Source organism: Nocardioides sp. PD653-B2, assembly GCF_002117935.1.
GTDB lineage: Bacteria > Actinomycetota > Actinomycetes > Propionibacteriales > Nocardioidaceae > Nocardioides.
On record NZ_BDJE01000010.1, the window covers coordinates 1 to 16,792 of the forward strand.

General features: G+C 70.6%; 16 protein-coding genes. 2 read left to right on the forward strand and 14 right to left on the reverse strand.

Annotated elements, in window-relative coordinates:
• A partial coding sequence (locus tag PD653B2_RS24760) for an HNH endonuclease signature motif containing protein (protein ID WP_165763321.1) occupies positions 1 to 556 on the forward strand: 556 nt, incomplete at its 5' end.
• 48 nt (positions 557 to 604) lie between these two features.
• On the opposite strand, the gene PD653B2_RS04270 is transcribed toward PD653B2_RS24760, so the two are convergent.
• The 9 genes from PD653B2_RS04270 to PD653B2_RS04310 form a co-directional block, all read right to left on the reverse strand.
• Entirely contained in the window at positions 605 to 1,117 is a 513-nt protein-coding gene (locus PD653B2_RS04270; protein ID WP_242665133.1) for a hypothetical protein, read from the reverse strand.
• Positions 1,118 to 1,350: 233 nt separating this feature from the next.
• Positions 1,351 to 1,941 carry a DUF6318 family protein gene (locus tag PD653B2_RS04275; RefSeq protein WP_085871099.1) on the reverse strand — a complete coding sequence of 197 codons (591 nt, stop codon included), beginning with the start codon at positions 1,939 to 1,941 and terminating at the stop codon, positions 1,351 to 1,353.
• 49 nt (positions 1,942 to 1,990) lie between these two features.
• Positions 1,991 to 2,353 (reverse strand): DoxX family protein, encoded by a 363-nt coding sequence (locus tag PD653B2_RS04280; protein ID WP_085871100.1) that lies wholly within the window; start codon positions 2,351 to 2,353, stop codon positions 1,991 to 1,993.
• A 21-nt stretch (positions 2,354 to 2,374) separates the two neighbouring features.
• Positions 2,375 to 3,220, reverse strand: coding sequence for a GNAT family N-acetyltransferase (locus tag PD653B2_RS04285; RefSeq protein WP_085871101.1), 846 nt, complete (start codon positions 3,218 to 3,220; stop codon positions 2,375 to 2,377).
• A gap of 195 nt (positions 3,221 to 3,415) precedes the next feature.
• The gene (locus PD653B2_RS04290) at positions 3,416 to 4,543 is read right to left on the reverse strand and encodes an alkaline phosphatase family protein (protein ID WP_085871102.1); all 1,128 of its coding nucleotides are present in this window, start codon (positions 4,541 to 4,543) and stop codon (positions 3,416 to 3,418) included.
• A complete protein-coding gene (locus tag PD653B2_RS04295; protein ID WP_085871103.1) occupies positions 4,540 to 5,802 on the reverse strand; it encodes an alkaline phosphatase family protein in 1,263 nt (420 codons plus the stop codon). Before PD653B2_RS04295 ends, PD653B2_RS04290 begins: the two co-directional genes overlap by 4 nt.
• Before the next feature lie 62 nt (positions 5,803 to 5,864).
• Positions 5,865 to 7,016, reverse strand: coding sequence for a flavodoxin-dependent (E)-4-hydroxy-3-methylbut-2-enyl-diphosphate synthase (gene ispG, locus PD653B2_RS04300; RefSeq protein WP_085871104.1), 1,152 nt, complete (start codon positions 7,014 to 7,016; stop codon positions 5,865 to 5,867).
• Positions 7,017 to 7,026: 10 nt separating this feature from the next.
• Complete coding sequence (locus PD653B2_RS04305) at positions 7,027 to 8,388, reverse strand: M50 family metallopeptidase (RefSeq protein WP_085871105.1); 1,362 nt, start codon at positions 8,386 to 8,388, stop codon at positions 7,027 to 7,029.
• Positions 8,385 to 9,497 carry a 1-deoxy-D-xylulose-5-phosphate reductoisomerase gene (locus PD653B2_RS04310; RefSeq protein WP_085871208.1) on the reverse strand — a complete coding sequence of 371 codons (1,113 nt, stop codon included), beginning with the start codon at positions 9,495 to 9,497 and terminating at the stop codon, positions 8,385 to 8,387. The genes PD653B2_RS04305 and PD653B2_RS04310 overlap by 4 nt, the downstream gene beginning before the upstream one ends.
• Before the next feature lie 111 nt (positions 9,498 to 9,608).
• Here PD653B2_RS04310 and gabT point away from each other — a divergent pair, with 111 nt between their 5' ends.
• Positions 9,609 to 10,958, forward strand: coding sequence for a 4-aminobutyrate--2-oxoglutarate transaminase (gene gabT, locus PD653B2_RS04315; RefSeq protein WP_085871106.1), 1,350 nt, complete (start codon positions 9,609 to 9,611; stop codon positions 10,956 to 10,958).
• Between the two features lie 6 nt (positions 10,959 to 10,964).
• On the opposite strand, the gene PD653B2_RS04320 is transcribed toward gabT, so the two are convergent.
• The 5 genes from PD653B2_RS04320 to PD653B2_RS04340 form a co-directional block, all read right to left on the reverse strand.
• On the reverse strand, positions 10,965 to 12,614 hold the full coding sequence (locus PD653B2_RS04320) for a bifunctional 3'-5' exonuclease/DNA polymerase (protein ID WP_085871107.1): 1,650 nt from the start codon (positions 12,612 to 12,614) through the stop codon (positions 10,965 to 10,967).
• A gap of 84 nt (positions 12,615 to 12,698) precedes the next feature.
• Complete coding sequence (locus tag PD653B2_RS04325; RefSeq protein WP_242665134.1) at positions 12,699 to 13,523, reverse strand: ABC transporter permease; 825 nt, start codon at positions 13,521 to 13,523, stop codon at positions 12,699 to 12,701.
• Positions 13,523 to 14,371 carry an ABC transporter permease gene (locus PD653B2_RS04330; RefSeq protein WP_242665135.1) on the reverse strand — a complete coding sequence of 283 codons (849 nt, stop codon included), beginning with the start codon at positions 14,369 to 14,371 and terminating at the stop codon, positions 13,523 to 13,525. The genes PD653B2_RS04325 and PD653B2_RS04330 overlap by 1 nt, the downstream gene beginning before the upstream one ends.
• Positions 14,372 to 14,375: 4 nt before the next feature.
• Complete coding sequence (locus PD653B2_RS04335; RefSeq protein WP_085871108.1) at positions 14,376 to 15,593, reverse strand: ABC transporter substrate-binding protein; 1,218 nt, start codon at positions 15,591 to 15,593, stop codon at positions 14,376 to 14,378.
• Positions 15,590 to 16,666, reverse strand: coding sequence for an ABC transporter ATP-binding protein (locus PD653B2_RS04340; RefSeq protein ID WP_085871109.1), 1,077 nt, complete (start codon positions 16,664 to 16,666; stop codon positions 15,590 to 15,592). The genes PD653B2_RS04335 and PD653B2_RS04340 overlap by 4 nt, the downstream gene beginning before the upstream one ends.
• Between the last annotated feature and the right edge of the window lie 126 nt (positions 16,667 to 16,792).

Consider the following 16,792-nt stretch of genomic DNA (forward strand, 5'->3'; position numbering starts at 1 on the left):
CGCGCAGGCACTCGCCGACCTCGGCTGCGAGGAGACCCTCGACGTCCGCCGGTCCATGGCCGCCGGCGACCTCGCCAGGAACCAGGGCACCCTGGACTTTCCGAAGCGGCAGGTCGTGCTGAACGTGCACACGGACGGCGGACCCTTCGCCACGCTGGAGAACACAAGGTCGTTCCACTCCATCGACCAGGTCCGCGACTGGTGCCAGGCGTCCAGCGTGCACACCCGTCAGGTGATCGACCTCAACGAACACCGGTGGAACCAGGGCCACGACCCCACCCCGCTGCTCCGCGAACAGGTGAACCTCACCCACCCCACCTGCGTCTACCCGCACTGCACCCGACCATCCAGGTCCTGCGACAACGACCACATCATCGACTACGACTCCGGCGGACCCACCTGCTCCTGCAACCTCGCCCCGTTGTGCAGGTTCCACCACCGCCTCAAGACCCACGGCGGCTGGACCTACCAACGCACCGCAGCCCGCATCTTCCGCTGGACCAGCCCACTGGGGCACGTCTACGTCAACGACCTCACCCACCAACGACATACCTGACCACCCGACCCCGTCGGCCACCGCCGACGGGGCCACACCCACGCCCGCTCAGTAACCCACCAGCACCGGACGCGCCTCCACCACCCGCAACCCCTCTGCGACCCCCGGGACCGTCACCGTCCCCGCCACCTCACGCCACGGACCCCCACCAACCCGGAACTGCGCCGCATACGTCGTGTCCACCCGCGGGCTCACCCGACCCTTGTCCAGGTACCGGTGTGTGATCTCCAGATCCGGATACGGCGACCCCGCCCCCACCGTCTGCCTGGTCGCCCCATCACCGAACCGCCACCCATAACCAGCCGGCCAGATCCGAAGCTCCACCCGCCGACCCAACAGACTCACCGTGCGCGTGAACCCACCGTTCTCGGTGTAGAAGTTCGTCTCGAAATTCACCAACGTCCGCCCACCCGGCGGCTGCACCACCAACTCCGACGCCGGCAACGACAACCGCCGGAACGCCGCCCCGACGATGCCGGGTGTGAGCTGAGGCGTTTCGCCGTCGGTTGGAAGATCACACAGTTGGAACGGGTCTCGCGCCGTGCTGATGGCCACCTGCACGCAGAGAGCATCAAGGTCTGAGTCGCGAATTGAATTCGCGCTCGCGGAGACTCCCCCGCCCTCTGAGCAGGACGCCGAAACTTCCTGCTCGGCCCCTATCACCAGCGTGCTGCCGGCAGCGGTACCCGAGACGGATGTGCCCGAGCCGGGTCCGCACTCCGCCGATGCCGACGTCTGCAACGTGGCCACCGCTCCAAGAGTGAGAACCAGGACTACCGCAGCGCGGCCCAGCCTCACGAAGGTGTACGCAGCCATCGCATGCTCCAACCGTCAGCCCAGTCGACGTAGGTGTACAGATCAAACGGGGCTCCATCGTGTTTCTCCTTAGTGCCGTCTTGACGCACTACGGTCTGGGGCGCCGTCCGGGCGTTAGCAAAAGCGGCCCACTCAGCGCCGAAGTCGAGAGGAAGCTCGCGCAGCCGCCCGGCAGAGAGTTCGCCACCCACGATGTGTCCGCCGGAGCGATATGCCGAATCGATCGCCTCGACCATGCCGCGGCACCCGGCGCAACGCACGTCGTTGAGCTTCCTGAGCCCGTTGGTTTGCCCGGTCCGCTGCGCAAAGTTCACCATTTCGATCCAGTACCGAACGAACGCTTCTGCACCAGCATCGGAGTCTCGTGTTGCCTCCGCTGGCATCGACGGCTCAAGCGGATCCGACGGCGGCGCCGACGGCGATGTCGTCATGTCTGTCGGCGCACTCGTGGACGGCGTAGGAGCGAACTTGGGCTCGGGGTCGTCGTCGGAGCAGGCGCCGAGCGCGAGCACCGACACGAGGGTGAAGGCGGTGAGGACCGTCCGAGTACGGGTCACGACCAGCATCATTCCCCGTCCCGGCGAGGAACGAAACGGGCCGGCTCGAGCCTGTGGAGAGTCAGCCGCGGGCGGCGCGGAGAGCGGCCTTGATCATCGGGAACTGCATCGGGAGGCGGGCGTACGACGCGACCTTGAGCCCGGTGTTGTCGGTCCTGGCGGCGTCGACGGCCATCTTGACGTTGCCCGGGTAGACGCCGACCAGCAGGAGCGCACTGGCCCACCCGGCGGCGCGGCGGGTGGCGGGGACGGCGAGGCCGGCGGCGCAGGCGAGCTCGGCGACGCCGCTGCCGAGGATGACCTGGCGGTGAGCGGGGACCCAGCTCGGCATCAGGGGCAGGTAGAACTCGGGCTTGGCCAGGTGGACGACGCCGCTCGCGGCGAAGCCGAGGGCCAGGAACGTCGTGCTGCGGCTCAGGGACATGTCCCGAGAGTACGGAAGGGCTCAGAACATCACGGTGGCGAAGCGTGCCGTCTCACGGAAGCCGACCCGCTCGTAGGCGGCGCGCGCCGAGGTGTTCCAGTCGTTGACGTAGAGCGACACCACGGGCGCGACCTCGCGCCGGACGATGTCGACCACCGCGGCCATGCCCGCCGTGGCGATGCCCTCGCCGCGGCGGTCGGGCGGGACGTAGACGCCCTGGATCTGCGCGGCGTACGCCGTGGCGCACGCGACCTCGGCCTTGAAGACGAGCCGGTCGCCGTCGAAGCGCGCGAACGACCAGCCCCGGTTGATCAGCTGGGCGACCCGGGCCCGGTAGAGCTCGGCGCCGCCGCCCTGCTCGGGCGAGACGCCGACCTCCTCGGTGTACATGGCGACGCAGGCGGGATAGAGCTCCCCCATGTCGGCCTTCGTCGTACGCCGCACCTGTCGGTCGGGCGCCACCAAGGGCTGCCCGGCGATCTCGAGGTGCGGCTGCTCCCAGCGGGTGTCCCGCGGCCGGCCCCAGCTCGAGGCGACGCCGTTCCAGAACACCCGGACCGCCTCCTGCGGTCCGACGATCGTCGACACCGTACGACCTCGGGTCAGCGCGCGCTCGGCGAACGCCGCGGCGTCCTCCGGGCGCGCCTGGATCGGCACCAGGTTGGCCCCGACGTGGCACGCGGCGATCAGATCGCCACCGTCGAAGCGACCCCACATCTCCCCCCCGAGCCAGCGCGGCTCGAGGTTGGTGGTGGTCGCGCGGTAGTCGACGAAGACGTTCACGACCGGGTCCTGGCGGACGAGCGCCAGAAAGGCCCCCAGGTCCGCTGCTCCCAGCGGGCGAACACCGTGGCGGGTCGTGAGCACGACGTGAGCCTACGCGGAGCCGGGCCCGGGCAGGTCACCTCTCCCGGACTCGTTCGTCCGGCGGGTCCTCACGTCTCCTCGAGGATCGCGCGTCGGCGGGCGCAGCGGCGATCACGGCGAGCGTCAGCGCCGCGGATGCGGCACCCCTACGCCTGATCGGCGACGCCGAGCTCGACGAGGAGTGACCGCTCCTGGCTACCGGTTCCAACCGGAGTTGTAGACGTCGAGCCCGAACGTGTCGACGCCCTCGTCGCGCGCGTAGCCCAGCTTGGTGAGCCCGAAGATCTCCTCGATCGAGCCGAGCAGCGAGTAGTGGTTGTACGGCGTGGTGCTCCACGTGCGGGGCGCCACGTACTTGGAGATCACCAGGGCGCCGATCTTGCCGCCGCCGGGGCCGAGGATGCCCGGCATCGGCGAGTTGGCCGACGTGGCGGGCCCGCAGCACGCGGTGGCGTCCTCCTGCGGCCCGTCGGACTCGTCGGCGGTGATCACCAGCACGCCGTTCTTGCGGAACGCCGGTGACTTCAGCAGCCGCGGCACCCACGTCCGCATCCAGCTGTTCACGGTCGCCAGCCCACCCGGTCGCCCGTCAGCGCACGGCGCGTCGTGCCCGTCGTGGCAGAGGTCCGGGGTGATGTAGACGAGGTTGGGGGTGGTGCTGACGCGACGCAGGTCGTGGCGCAGCCGCCCGAGCCCGACGACGTGGTGCTTGCAGTACGTCGCCCGGTCGGTGATGGACCGGAAGTAGACGAACGGGTTGTGCCGCACGGCGTAGTTGTGCTCCGCGGTCGCGTGCTGGGTCGGGTCCATGGTGTCGCGCTGGGGGTGCTGGCAGGGCTTCTGCATGTCGTCCATGTAGCCCTTCCACGTCAGCCCGTGGCGGCTCAGCTGCCCCGGCAGCGTCGGCACGTCCGCCGGGAAGACGCAGCCGGTGCCGAGCGCCTGCCCCGGCGCCACGGTGCCGGTCCGCGCGAACGTCGAGTAGCTCTGGCAGTCGGACTGCATGTCGGGGTTCGGACCCTGCCCCGAGATCTGGGCGACGTAGTTGGGCTGCGAGTTGTGGGCGGTGCCGTAGTAGTGGTTGAGCAGCACGCCCTTCTTGCGCAGCGTGGTCGCGAGGTACGGCGCCGCCGAGTCGCCGCCCCAGGTCTCGTCGTAGCCCTTGTTCTCGATGTTGATCACGAACACGTGCCGCGCCGGCGGCACGTACCGCGCCGCGGCCGGTGCGGGAGCGGGAGCCGCGGCCGGCCGGTCGGCGTGTGCCGGCGAGAGCGCCAGCCCGCTGACGACCAGCGCCAGGACACAGAGCGGTCGCACGATCATCCGGGCAACCTCATCCCGAGGTCGAGCGCCAGCCGCTTCAGCGCGGCCCAGTCCGCGGACTTGGTCTCGTCGGGCGCGCAGCCCGCGGGCGTGATGTCCGGGACGTCGTACGTCGGCGACGAGAGGTCCGGAGCACGGGCGAAGTCGAGCGCCTGCGCCATGTTGCGGGCGTGCCGGTCGCGCGGCGTCAGCGCCTTCAGGCCCCAGCGCCACTCGATCATCTTCAGCACCGAGGTGTGGTCGTAGACGTGGTGGGAGACGTGACCCCGGCGGGCCAGCGGCGAGATCATCAGCGCCGGCGTCCGGAAGCCGCGCAGCGCGGTCTTCTTCGCGACATCGGGGGCCTTGCGCGGCTGGACGTGGTCGAAGAAGCCACCCCACTCGTCGTAGTTGATGACCAGCACGGTCTTCTCCCAGCCCGGGCCGTTGCGGACCGCGTCGTAGACCTGGTTGAGGAACGCCTGGCCGGCCCGGATGTCGGCGAGCGGGTGGTCGTCGTTCGACCTGCCCGACTCCTCGTCGAGGAAGCGCGGGTCGACGAACGACACGGCGGGCAGCGTCCCGGCCGCGGCGTCGACGAGGAACTTCGTGAACGGCTGGGAGATGCTGGCGTACTTGCCGTACCAGAGCGCCGTGAACGGGATGTCGCTGAAGTAGTAGGTGCCGCTGACGCCCTTGGCCGCCAGCCGGTCCCAGATCGTGGTGAGCGTGCACTGGTCGGTGTTGTTGTGGAGCCGGTCGGTCTGCGCCGCGTGCTGGTAGAAGCGGTTGGGGTAGGTCTCGGCCATCACCGCGGAGAAGTAGCGGTCGAACACCGTCCAGTCACGAGCGGCGTGCGAGTAGAACGACAGGTCCTCGTCGGTGTAGTAGCCGATCGCGAGCAGGTCGTTGTTGCCGGACTTGAGGAAGCCGTCGAGCTTCCCTCCGTTGAGCTGGATCCGGCCGCCCTCGTAGGAGTGGTCGGGGTCCTCGAAGCCGCAGCCGTCCGGCGACGCGAGGTGGTGCGTCTTGTGCCGGACTCCCTTGCGGTCGACGTAGCTCAGCCCCGCCTGCTTGCCGTCGGCACCGTCCAGCCAGCCGAGGTAGTGGTCGAAGGAGCGGTTCTCCATCATCACGAGCACGACGTGCTCGATACCGGAGTCCGCGGGGGCGGGGAGGGTGGCGGCCGCGCTCGCGGGCAGCCAGCGGGCCGCGCCGGTGGCGGCGGCCACGCCGGAGACCGACGCGGCTCCGAGCAGATGGCGGCGAGAGATGCTCACGCAGGCAGTGTGCGCCTCGATCGACTTCGCGTCACCAGATCCGAACGGGTGTTTGCCAGACGTTAAGAGACGGTGACCGACGCGGCCGCGCCGTCCACGGACTCCATGCCCTCGGCGATGCGCATGGCCTCCTCGATCAGGGTCTCCACGATCTGCGACTCGGGGACGGTCTTGATGACCTCGCCCTTGACGAAGATCTGGCCCTTGCCGTTGCCCGAGGCGACGCCGAGGTCGGCCTCACGCGCCTCGCCCGGGCCGTTGACGACGCAGCCCATGACCGCGACGCGCAGCGGGACCTCCATGCCCTCGAGGCCGGCGGTCACCTGCTCGGCGAGCGTGTAGACGTCGACCTGGGCGCGGCCGCACGACGGGCACGAGACGATCTCGAGCTTGCGGGGGCGCAGGTTGAGCGACTGCAGGATCTGGATGCCGACCTTGACCTCCTCGACCGGCGGGGCCGAGAGGGAGACGCGGATCGTGTCGCCGATCCCCTGGGACAGCAGCGCGCCGAACGCCGTGGCCGACTTGATCGTGCCCTGGAACGCCGGGCCGGCCTCGGTGACCCCGAGGTGGAGCGGCCAGTCGCCGGCCTCGGCCAGCAGCTCGTAGGCGCGCACCATGACGACCGGGTCGTTGTGCTTCACGGAGATCTTGAAGTCGTGGAAGTCGTGCTCCTCGAAGAGCCCCGCCTCCCAGACGGCCGACTCGACCAGCGCCTCGGGCGTGGCTTTGCCGTACTTGTCCAGGATCCGCTTGTCGAGGCTGCCCGCGTTGACGCCGATCCGGATCGAGGTGCCGCGGTCCTTGGCGGCCCGGGCGATCTCCTTGACCTGGTCGTCGAACTTGCGGATGTTGCCCGGGTTGACCCGGACGGCGGCGCAGCCGGCGTCGATCGCGGCGAAGACGTACTTCGGCTGGAAGTGGATGTCGGCGATCACCGGGATCTGCGAGTGCTGGGCGATCTCGGCCAGCGCGTCCGCATCGTCCTGGCTGGGGCAGGCGACCCGGACGATGTCGCAGCCGGTCGCGGTCAGCTCGGCGATCTGCTGGAGCGTGCTGTTGACGTCGCTGGTGAGCGTCGTCGTCATCGACTGCACGGAGACCGGGAAGTCGCTGCCGACGCCGACCTTGCCGACCTGGATCTGGCGGGTCTTGCGGCGCGGGGCGAGCACCGGGGGCGGTGCTTCGGGCATGCCCAGGCTGATGGCGGTCATGAAGGAAATCCTAGGACTCGAGGTGGATGGGGACGACGAGGTCCCCGATGATCAGGACGACGCCCATGACGAGCAGCGCCGAGGCCACGACGTACGCGATCGGGAGCAGCTTGGCGACGTCGACGTAGCCCGGGTCGGGCCGGCCGCGCAGCCGGGCGAACCCGCGCCGGATCGCCTCCCACAGGGCGCCGGCGATGTGGCCGCCGTCGAGGGGCAGCAGCGGGATGAAGTTGAACATCCCGATGAAGAAGTTGAAGCCGGCGATCAGCATCAGCAGGAAGACGGCCTTCTCGGTGAACGGGAAGCCCTCGTGGGACACGGTCTCCCCCGCGAGCCGGCCGCCGCCGACGATGCTGACCGGGCTGTCGGCGGCGCGGTCCTTGACGCCGACGATCGCCTCGGCGACGCCCCACACCTTGACCGGCAGGGTGCCGAGCGCGTGGACCGTCTGCACCGTCATGTCGCCCATCTGGTCGAGCGTGTAGACCGGCCCGCCGGTGGTGACCACCGTGTGGCTGGTCGGCGTGACCCCGAGGAAGCCGACCTGGCGGAGCGTGAGGTCGGTGCCGGACGTCGGCCGGGCCTCGACGGTGGTGCTCGTGGTGCCGGTCAGCTGCTGGCCGTCGCGCTCGTAGCCGATGACCGCCTGACCGTCCTCGTTGCCGCGGATCAGGTCGCGCAGCTGCTCCCAGCCGGTGACGGCGGTGCCGTTGAACGTGGTGACGGTGTCACCGGGCTGCAGGCCCGCCTCGGCCGCCGGGCTGGCCGGGTCGCCGGCCGTGCAGTCGCGACCCTCCTCGGCGTACGGGATCACGCACTGCGAGACGTTGTCGATCACGGGAGCGCCGGCGTCGGGCTCGACCGTGTGCTGGCCGTAGAGGCCGAAGACGCCCCAGAAGATGAAGAAGGCGATGAGGATGTTCACCGTCGGCCCGCCGGCCATCACGATGACCTTCTTCCACCACGCCATCTTGTAGAAGAGGCGGTCCGAGTCCTCGGGCTTGATCGTCTCCCACTCCGCCGCGCGGGCGTCGGAGATGAGCTGGGTGAACATGCCGGTGTTGGACTTGCGGACCTTGACGACCGGGTTGCCCTGGTCGTCGTAGGTCACCTCGTCGGCGAGCTCGGCCGCGCCGGGCGGCAGCATCCCGACGATCTTCACGTAGCCCCCGAGCGGGATCGCCTTGACGCCGTACTCCGTCTCACCGACCTGCTTGCTCCACACCGTGGGCCCGAAGCCGATGAAGTACTGGGTGACCTTCCCGCCGAACGCCTTCGCGGGGATCATGTGTCCGAGCTCGTGGAGACCGATCGAGGCCAGGATGGCGACCACGAAGATCACCACACCGAGCACGTAGAACAGGCCGGTCATCGGGTCCCTTCGATCTTCGCGGTGGCGACGGTGCGCGCCCAGGCATCGGCCGCGAGGACGTCCTCGACGGTCATCGTCTGCCCTTCAGAGAGTACGTCGTGGCTGCTGAGAACAGCCTGAACCGTGGGCACGATGTCGTTGAACGCGAGCCGGCCGCTGCGGAAGGCGTCGACGGCCACCTCGTTCGCGGCGTTGTAGACCGCGGGTGCCGTGCCGCCGGCCTCCCCCGCGGCCCGGGCGAGGGACACCGCGGGGAACGCCTCGTCGTCGAGCGGGAAGAACTCCCACGTCTCCGGGCGGGTCCAGTCGACGGACGGCGCCGCGTCGGGCACCCGGTCGGGCCAGGACAGGCCGAGCGCGATCGGGATCAGCATGGTCGGCGGGCTGGCCTGCACCAGCGTCGAGCCGTCGACGAACTCGACCATCGAGTGCACGACGCTCGTCGGGTGGACCACGACCTCGATCCGGTCGAAGGGGATGCCGAAGAGCAGGTGTGCCTCGATCACCTCGAGACCCTTGTTGACCAGCGTGGCCGAGTTGATCGTGATGACCGGGCCCATGTCCCAGGTGGGGTGGGCCATCGCCTGCTCGGGCGTCACGTCGGCGAGCTGCTCACGGGTGCGGCCGCGGAACGGCCCGCCACTCGCGGTCAGCACCAGCCGGCGTACCTCCTCGGGCGTGCCGCCCCGCAGGCACTGGGCGAGCGCGCTGTGCTCGGAGTCGACCGGGACGATCTGACCGGGCTTCGCGCGGTCGAGCACCAACGGGCCGCCCATGATCAGCGACTCCTTGTTGGCCAGGGCCAGCGTGGTGCCGGCGTCGAGCGCGGCGAGGGTCGGCCGCAGGCCGACGGCGCCGGTGATGCCGTTGAGGACGACGTCGCAGGGCCGACCGGCCGCCTCGACGCTCGCCTCCTCCCCGAGACCGCTGAAGAGGTCGGGGCAGGCGGGGCCGAACTCCGCGACCTGGCGCTCGAAGAGCTCGGGGTTCGACCCGCCCGCGGTCAAGGCGACGACCCGGAACCGGTCGGGGTTGGCACGGACCAGGTCGAGGGCCTGGGTGCCGATCGACCCGGTCGAGCCGAGGACGGCGATATCGCGGCGAGTCACCACTCCAGTGTCCCGCACCGCCCGCCGGTCACTGAATCGCCACGAACGGTCATGAAATCGTTGCCCAACACCCCTGCCAGTGACGGAACCCGTCGCACTAGGCTCCTTGTCATGACCGAAACTGCTGTCGCCGTCGGTGGCCCCACCCTCCCGCAGGAGCGCCGCCTCGTCACCGCGATCCCCGGCCCCGGCTCGCTCGAGCGGCTGGAGGCCAAGAAGACCCACGTCGCCAACGGCGTCGGGACGACGCTGCCGGTCTTCGTGGCCGCGGCAGGCGGGGGCGTGATCGTCGACGTCGACGGCAACTCGCTCATCGACCTCGGCTCCGGCATCGCGGTCACCACCGTCGGCAACGCGGCCCCCGCGGTGGCCCGCAACGTGCACGCGCAGGTCGACGCCTTCACGCACACCTGCTTCATGGTCACGCCGTACGACGGCTACGTCGACGTGTGCGCGGCGCTCGCGGAGCTCACCCCCGGCGACCACGCGAAGAAGAGCGCGCTCTTCAACTCCGGCGCCGAGGCCGTCGAGAACGCCGTGAAGATCGCCCGCGTCGCGACCGGCCGGGACGCGGTGGCGGTCTTCGACCACGCCTACCACGGCCGCACCAACCTCACGATGGCGATGACGGCGAAGAACATGCCCTACAAGAACGGGTTCGGCCCGTTCGCGGGCGAGGTCTACCGGGCCCCGATGTCCTACCCGCTGCGCGACGGTCTGACCGGCGAGCAGGCCGCGGCGCGGGCGATCGACGTGCTCGACAAGCAGGTCGGTGTCGACAACCTCGCCTGCGTGGTGATCGAGCCCATCCAGGGCGAGGGCGGCTTCATCGTCCCGGCGCCCGGCTTCCTGCCCGCCCTCGCGGCGTGGGCGCAGGACAACGGCATCGTGTTCATCGCCGACGAGATCCAGAGCGGCTTCTGCCGCACCGGCGACTGGTTCGCCTCCGAGCACGAGAAGGTCGTGCCCGACCTGGTCACGACCGCGAAGGGCATCGCCGGCGGGTTCCCGCTCGCCGGCGTCACCGGCCGCGCGGAGCTGATGGACAGCGTGCACGTCGGCGGCCTCGGCGGCACGTACGGCGGCAACCCGGTCGCCTGCGCGGCCGCGCTCGGTGCGATGGAGGAGATGCGGGAGGGCCGGCTGGACGCCCGGGCCCGCGAGATCGGCGCCCGGATGAGCGCCCGCCTCAGCGAGCTGGCCGCGGGCCACGACGTCATCGCCGACGTCCGTGGCCGCGGCGCCATGATGGCGATCGAGCTGTGCAAGCCGGGGACGACGGAGCCGGACCCGGCCCGCACGGCGGCGGTCGCGGCGTACTGCCACCAGCAGGGTGTCGTCGTGCTCACCTGCGGCACGTGGGGCAACGTCTTCCGGTTCCTGCCACCGCTGTCGATCGGGGATGCCCTCCTCGAGGAGGCGTTCGACGTGGTCGCGGAGGCCTTCGCCGCCACGGCGTGACCGCACTCACGGCTCGACGGCGGCGCCGGGCTTGCCCGCTTCGGCGTAGGACCGCACGACCGAGGTGTTGAGCGGGAAGTCGATCGCGAGCTCGCGGAACAGCAGGCCCGCGGCGGTCGTGGCCGCCGCGGTCGCCTGCGCGACGACCTCGTCGGCGAGGGCGACCGGGGTGTGCACGACGACCTCGTCGTGGAGGAAGAACACCAGGTGCGGGCGGACGTCGAGCGGGCCGGTGCCGCCCAGGCGCCAGAGCCGGTTGCGCAGGTCGGCGATCCAGCACAGCGCCCACTCGGCGCCGGTGCCCTGGACGACGAAGTTGCGGGTGAAGCGGCCGTAGGCGCGCCGGTAGCGGGCCTGGCTGTCGGGGTCGACCGGCGGGTCGTCGGGGTCGCGGTCCCACGCCTCCCCCAGCCCGGGCGACCCGCGCCCCAGCAGCGTGCGCACGACCTGGCCGCGCTCGCCGGCACGGGCGGCGTCCTCGACGAGGCCGAAGGCGTCGGGGTAGCGCCGGGTGAGCCCGGCGACCATGCGGCCGCTCTCGCCGGTGGTGGCGCCGTACATCGCGCCGAGCAGGCCGAGCTTGGCGTCCTTGCGGCTGGCGACCGCGCCGTCGTCGACCATCCCCTGGTAGAGGTCGGCACCGCGGGCCGCCTTGGCCAGCGCACGGTCGCCGCTCATGCCGGCGAGCACGCGCGGCTCGAGCTGGGCGACGTCGGCGACCACGAACGTCCAGCCCTCGTCGGCCACCGCCGCCGACCGGACCTGTACCGGGAACGACAGCGCGCCTCCCCCGTTGGACGACCACCGGCCGGTGGCGGAGCCGGCCGGCTGGTACGACGGCCGGAACCGGCCGCCGCTGACCCACTGGTCGAGCCAGGTCCAGCCGTTGGTCTGGAAGAGGTGCGCGAGCTGCTTGTAGCGCAGCAGCGGCGCGATGCCGGGATGGTCGAGCGCGCGCAGGGTCGAGGCCCGGGTGTCGGCGACGTCCAGCCCGGCCCGGCGCAGCGCGGTGAGCAGCTCGGGTCGCGAGTCGGGATTCAGCCCGGGCGCCTCGAACGCAGCCCGCACCTCGGCGACCAGGGCGTCGAGCCGCTGCGGACGGGCGCCCCGCGGCGGCCGCGGGCCGAGGAGGTCGGCGAGCAGGCGCTCGTGCACGTCGGTGCGCCACGGCACGCCGGCGTGCGTCATCTCGGCGGCGACCAGGGCTCCCGACGACTCCGCCGCGAGCAGCAGCCCGAGGCGCGCGGACTCGGCCGAGGCCGCCACCGCCGCCAGCTGACGGGCGTCCTCGACGTCGGCGCGCAGGTGCTCGGCCGTGTCGTCGACGGAGAACAGCGCGGGGTGGGACGGCGCGCTCGGGCCGAGGCGGTCCCAGTGCTCCGAGTCGACGCCCTCCAGGAGCCGCCCGTCGACGGCGGGGGCGCGGCGCAGCAGGTGGTGGCCCAGTCGCAGGTCGTGGCAGCGCTGCACCCGCACCCCGGCGGCGAGCAGCGGCGGGTACCAGCGCGCGGTGTCGTCCCACACCCAGCGCGGCGCGTCGACCTCACGCGCGCCGACGTACGCCGCCAGGTCGGCCACCGCGAGCTCCCGGCCCCCGTCGTCGTCGACGACCAGGACGCGATCGCCCGGCAGGCGCGAGAGCGAGACCCGGGTCATGGGAGCACCCTCTCAGCCTGCGACGACAGCCGCGCTCGAGCGGTGACGGTGCGCAGCCAGGGGCCCGACGTCGAGACGCGCTGATCAACGCGCCCCGGTCATCGTCTCCGCGGTCGAGCCCGACAGCCGCTGGGCGAGGTAGATCGGGATCGCCGACAAGAGCACCAGCACCGCGGCCACGACGTTGACGATCGGCGCCTGGTTGGGGCGGAAGAGGTTCTGGAAGATCCACAGCGGCAGTGTCTGGTCGTGGCTGCTGGCGGTGAACGTGGTCACCACGATCTCGTCGAACGACAGCCCGAACGACAGCAGCGCCCCGGCCAGCAGCGCCGAGCGCAGCATCGGGAAGGTGACCAGGCGGAACGTCGTCCACCGGCCGGCGCCGAGGTCCATGGAGGCCTGCTCGAAGTTCACGCCGAGCCGCTGGAAGCGGGCCTGCACGTTGTTGAACACGGTCACGATGCAGAACGTCGCGTGGGCGATGACGATCGTCCACAGGCTCAGCGGGACGCCGAGGATGGTGCGGAAGCCGTTCTGGAACGCGAGTCCGGTGACGATGCCGGGCAGCGCGATCGGCAAGATGATCAGCAGCGACACGACGTTGCGCCCGAAGAACCGGCTCCGCCGCAGCGCCATCGCGGCCAGCGTGCCGAGCGCCAGCGCGATCGCGGTCGCCGCGATCGCGACCTCGATGCTGGTCCACAGCGCGTTGCGGGCGCCCTCGCTGTGCCACGCGAGCTTCCACCAGCGCAGCGTCAGCGACTCAGGCGGCCAGCCGAAGGTGTTGTCGGTGTTGAACGAGTTGAGGAGCACCAGCGCGAGCGGCACGTAGATCACCACGAGGCCGACCAGCGTGACGGCGGTGAGCGACCGGCGCAGCCCGCTCGACAGGATCATCTGCTGGCTCATCAGAGGTTCTCCAGCGCGCCGGTACGACGGGCCGCGGCGAGGTAGACCAGCATCACGACGATCGGCACCGTGGCGACGGCCGCGGCGAACGGCAGGTTGTTGGCCGCTCCCTGGTTGTCGAAGACGACGTTGCCGAGCAGCTGGCTGGTGCCGCCGACGATCTTGACCGCGATGTAGTCGCCCAGGGACAGCGAGAAGGTGAAGATCGAGCCGGCCACGATCGCCGGGAAGGCCATCGGGATCACCACGCGGCGGATCGTCGTCCACGCGCCGCCGCCCAGGTCGGCCGAGGCCTCGAAGAGCGAGTTCGGCACCCGCTCGAGACCGGCGTACACCGGCAGGATCATGTAGGGCAGCCACAGGTAGGACAGCGTGATGATCACGGCCGGCACGCCGTAGCCCGGCGAGTGCAGGCCGAACGGCGCCGCGACCCACGCGAGCGGGCCGTCGGCCGAGAGCATCCCGCGCCACGCGTAGGCCTTGACGAGGTACGACGCCCACAGCGGCATCAGGACCGCGATCACCAGCAGGCGCTGGAGCCTGGGCGAGGCCACCTTCGCCATGTACAGCGCGATCGGGAAGGCCAGCACCGCGTCGATGACCGTCACCAGCGCGGCGATGCCGATCGTGCGCAGCGTGATCGTGCGGTAGACGTCGATCGTGAAGAGGTCCCGGAAGTTGTCGAGCGTCCAGGTGCGCTGGATGGTGCCGGTGAAGTCGTCCTGCGTCCACAGGGAGGTGATGAGGAGCGCCGCCAGGGCCCCCAGGTAGGCGACCCCCAGCCACAGCATCGGTGGCGTGAGGAGCGCGCCCACCCGGAGACCCGGACGGCGATCGAGGACGCTCAAGTCGTCAGCCCTTGACCTCGGTCCAGGCCGTCGTCCAGTCGCCGTAGTCGGTGCACGTCACGTCCGTGCGCCCGTCCAGGCATTGCGCGATCGGCGTCGTCCAGTAGTGGATCTGGTCGGCGTACGCCGCGTCCTTCGCGTGGTAGGTGTCGCAGAAGGACGTGTCGGACGTCAGGTCGCAGGCCAAGGTGTTGGCCGGCGCCTCGCCGAAGTACTCCGCCACGGCGGCCTGCGCCTCCGGGCTGGTGATGTAGTCCATCCACGCGTAGCCGCAGTTCGGGTCGGGCGCGTCGGCGCTGATCATCCAGGTGTCGGACCAGCCGGTCGATCCCTCGTCGGGCAGGAACGCCTCGACCTTGTCGCCGATCGTGGACGCGATCACCTGCCAGGTGGTGCCGATGACCGAGTCGCCGCTCTTGAACGCCGCGACCTCCTTGAGGTAGTCGGACCAGTACTCCGACACGTTCGCCTTCTGCTTCTTGAGCAGGTCGACGGCGGCCGCGAGCTGGTCCTCGTCGAGGGCGTAGGGGTCCTTGATACCCAGGTCGGGCTGGGTGTTCATCAGGTAGAGCGCCGCGTCGGCGATGTAGATCGGCGAGTCGTACGCCGTCACCTTGCCGGCGTACTGCGACGCGTCGTCGAAGACCGCGCTCCAGCCCGTCGGGGCCGGGTCGACCACATCGGGGTTGTACATGAGCAGGTTCGCGCCCCAGCCGTGCGGGACGCCGTACATCTGGCCGTCCACGGAGTTCCAGGGCTGGTCCTTGAGGAAGTCCTCGATGTCGGGGTAGTTGGTCAGGAGGTCGGTGTTGACCGGGGCGGCGTCGCCACCCGCGATCAACCGCAGCGAGGCGTCGCCGGACGCCGAGACGACGTCGTACTCCCCCGACTTCATCAGCTGGATGGCCTCGTCGGAGGTGGCGAAGTACTTCACGTTGGCCTGGCAGCCGGTCTTCTCCTCGAACGGGGTCACCCAGTCGATCGACTTGTCCGTCGAGCCGTCCTCGGCGTAGCCGGGCCAGGCGAGGATGTTGACCTCGCCCTCCATGTCGCCGAGCTCCTCCATCATCGGGACGTCGGGGGCGGTGAACCCGCCCTGCTCCTCGGCGGCCTTCGGGCCGCCGCCGTCGCCGTCTCCCGAGCTGGTGCCGCATGCCGTGGCCAGGGCCAGGAGCCCGGCGCAGGCCACCGCCGCGAGCCTCTTCGAGCCGATTGTCTTCATGCTGTCTCCTCCTCAGGGGACGCCACCGGGGCGGCGGGAGCCGCACCCAGGGACACCAGGTGGTCGCGCCGCCACGAGAGGACGACGCGCTGGTCGCGTCGCTCGAGGGCGGCGTCGATCGAGCTGTCGGTGTTCTGGTGGGACACCGTCAGCGTGGGGCCGGCGTCGAGGTCGACGACCGACACCGTGGTGGAGCCGAGGTAGACGACCTCGCGGACGACGCCGGGCGCCGCACAGACCGCGGGACCGGACCGTGCCTCGCCCGGGGCCTCGGACGACATCCGCACCTTCTCGGGGCGGATCACGAACGTGCCCTCCTCGCCGAGCAGCTGCTGGGCGACCTCGCCCTGGAAGACGTTGGAGGTGCCGACGAAGCCGGCGACGAACGCGCTCACCGGCCGCTCGTAGAGCTCGACCGGCGTCGCGAGCTGCTCGATGCGCCCCTCGTTGAAGACCGCGATGCGGTCGCTCATCGTGAGCGCCTCCTCCTGGTCGTGGGTGACGAAGACGAAGGTGATGCCGACCTCGCGCTGGATCTCCTTGAGCTCGATCTGCATCTCGCGGCGGAGCTTGAGGTCCAGGGCACCGAGCGGCTCGTCGAGCAGCAGGACCCGCGGCCGGTTGACCAGCGCGCGGGCCAGCGCGACCCGCTGGCGCTGGCCGCCGGAGAGCTGGTGCGGCCGCCGGTCGGCGTACCCCTCGAGCCGGACCGTCGCCAGGGCCTCCTCGGCGCGCTGGCGACGCTCGGCGCCGGGCACCTTCTTCACGCGCAGCCCGTACTCGACGTTCTGCTGCACGCTCATGTGCGGGAAGATCGCGTAGTCCTGGAAGACGGTGTTGACGTCGCGGGCGAACGCCGGGCGCCGGGTCACGTCCTCGTCGGCCAGCAGGACCCGGCCGGACGTGGGCTCCTCGAAGCCGGCGATCAGCCGCAGCACGGTCGTCTTGCCGGAGCCCGACGGGCCGAGCATCGAGAAGAACTCGCCGTCGACGATGTCCAGGTCGAGGTCGTCGACGGCGCGCACCTGGTCGAAGTGCTTGCTCACGCCACGCAACGAGATCGCCGTCGACATAGCGGCAACCTAGCGGGGTCGGACCGTCGAGTTCCATCGTCTGCGGGCCCATTCACAACGATTTGGTAGGTCGTTACGTTCCCGTGACTTCGGTTTACGTGCGCGCGACAACCAGCTCGCCCCGGC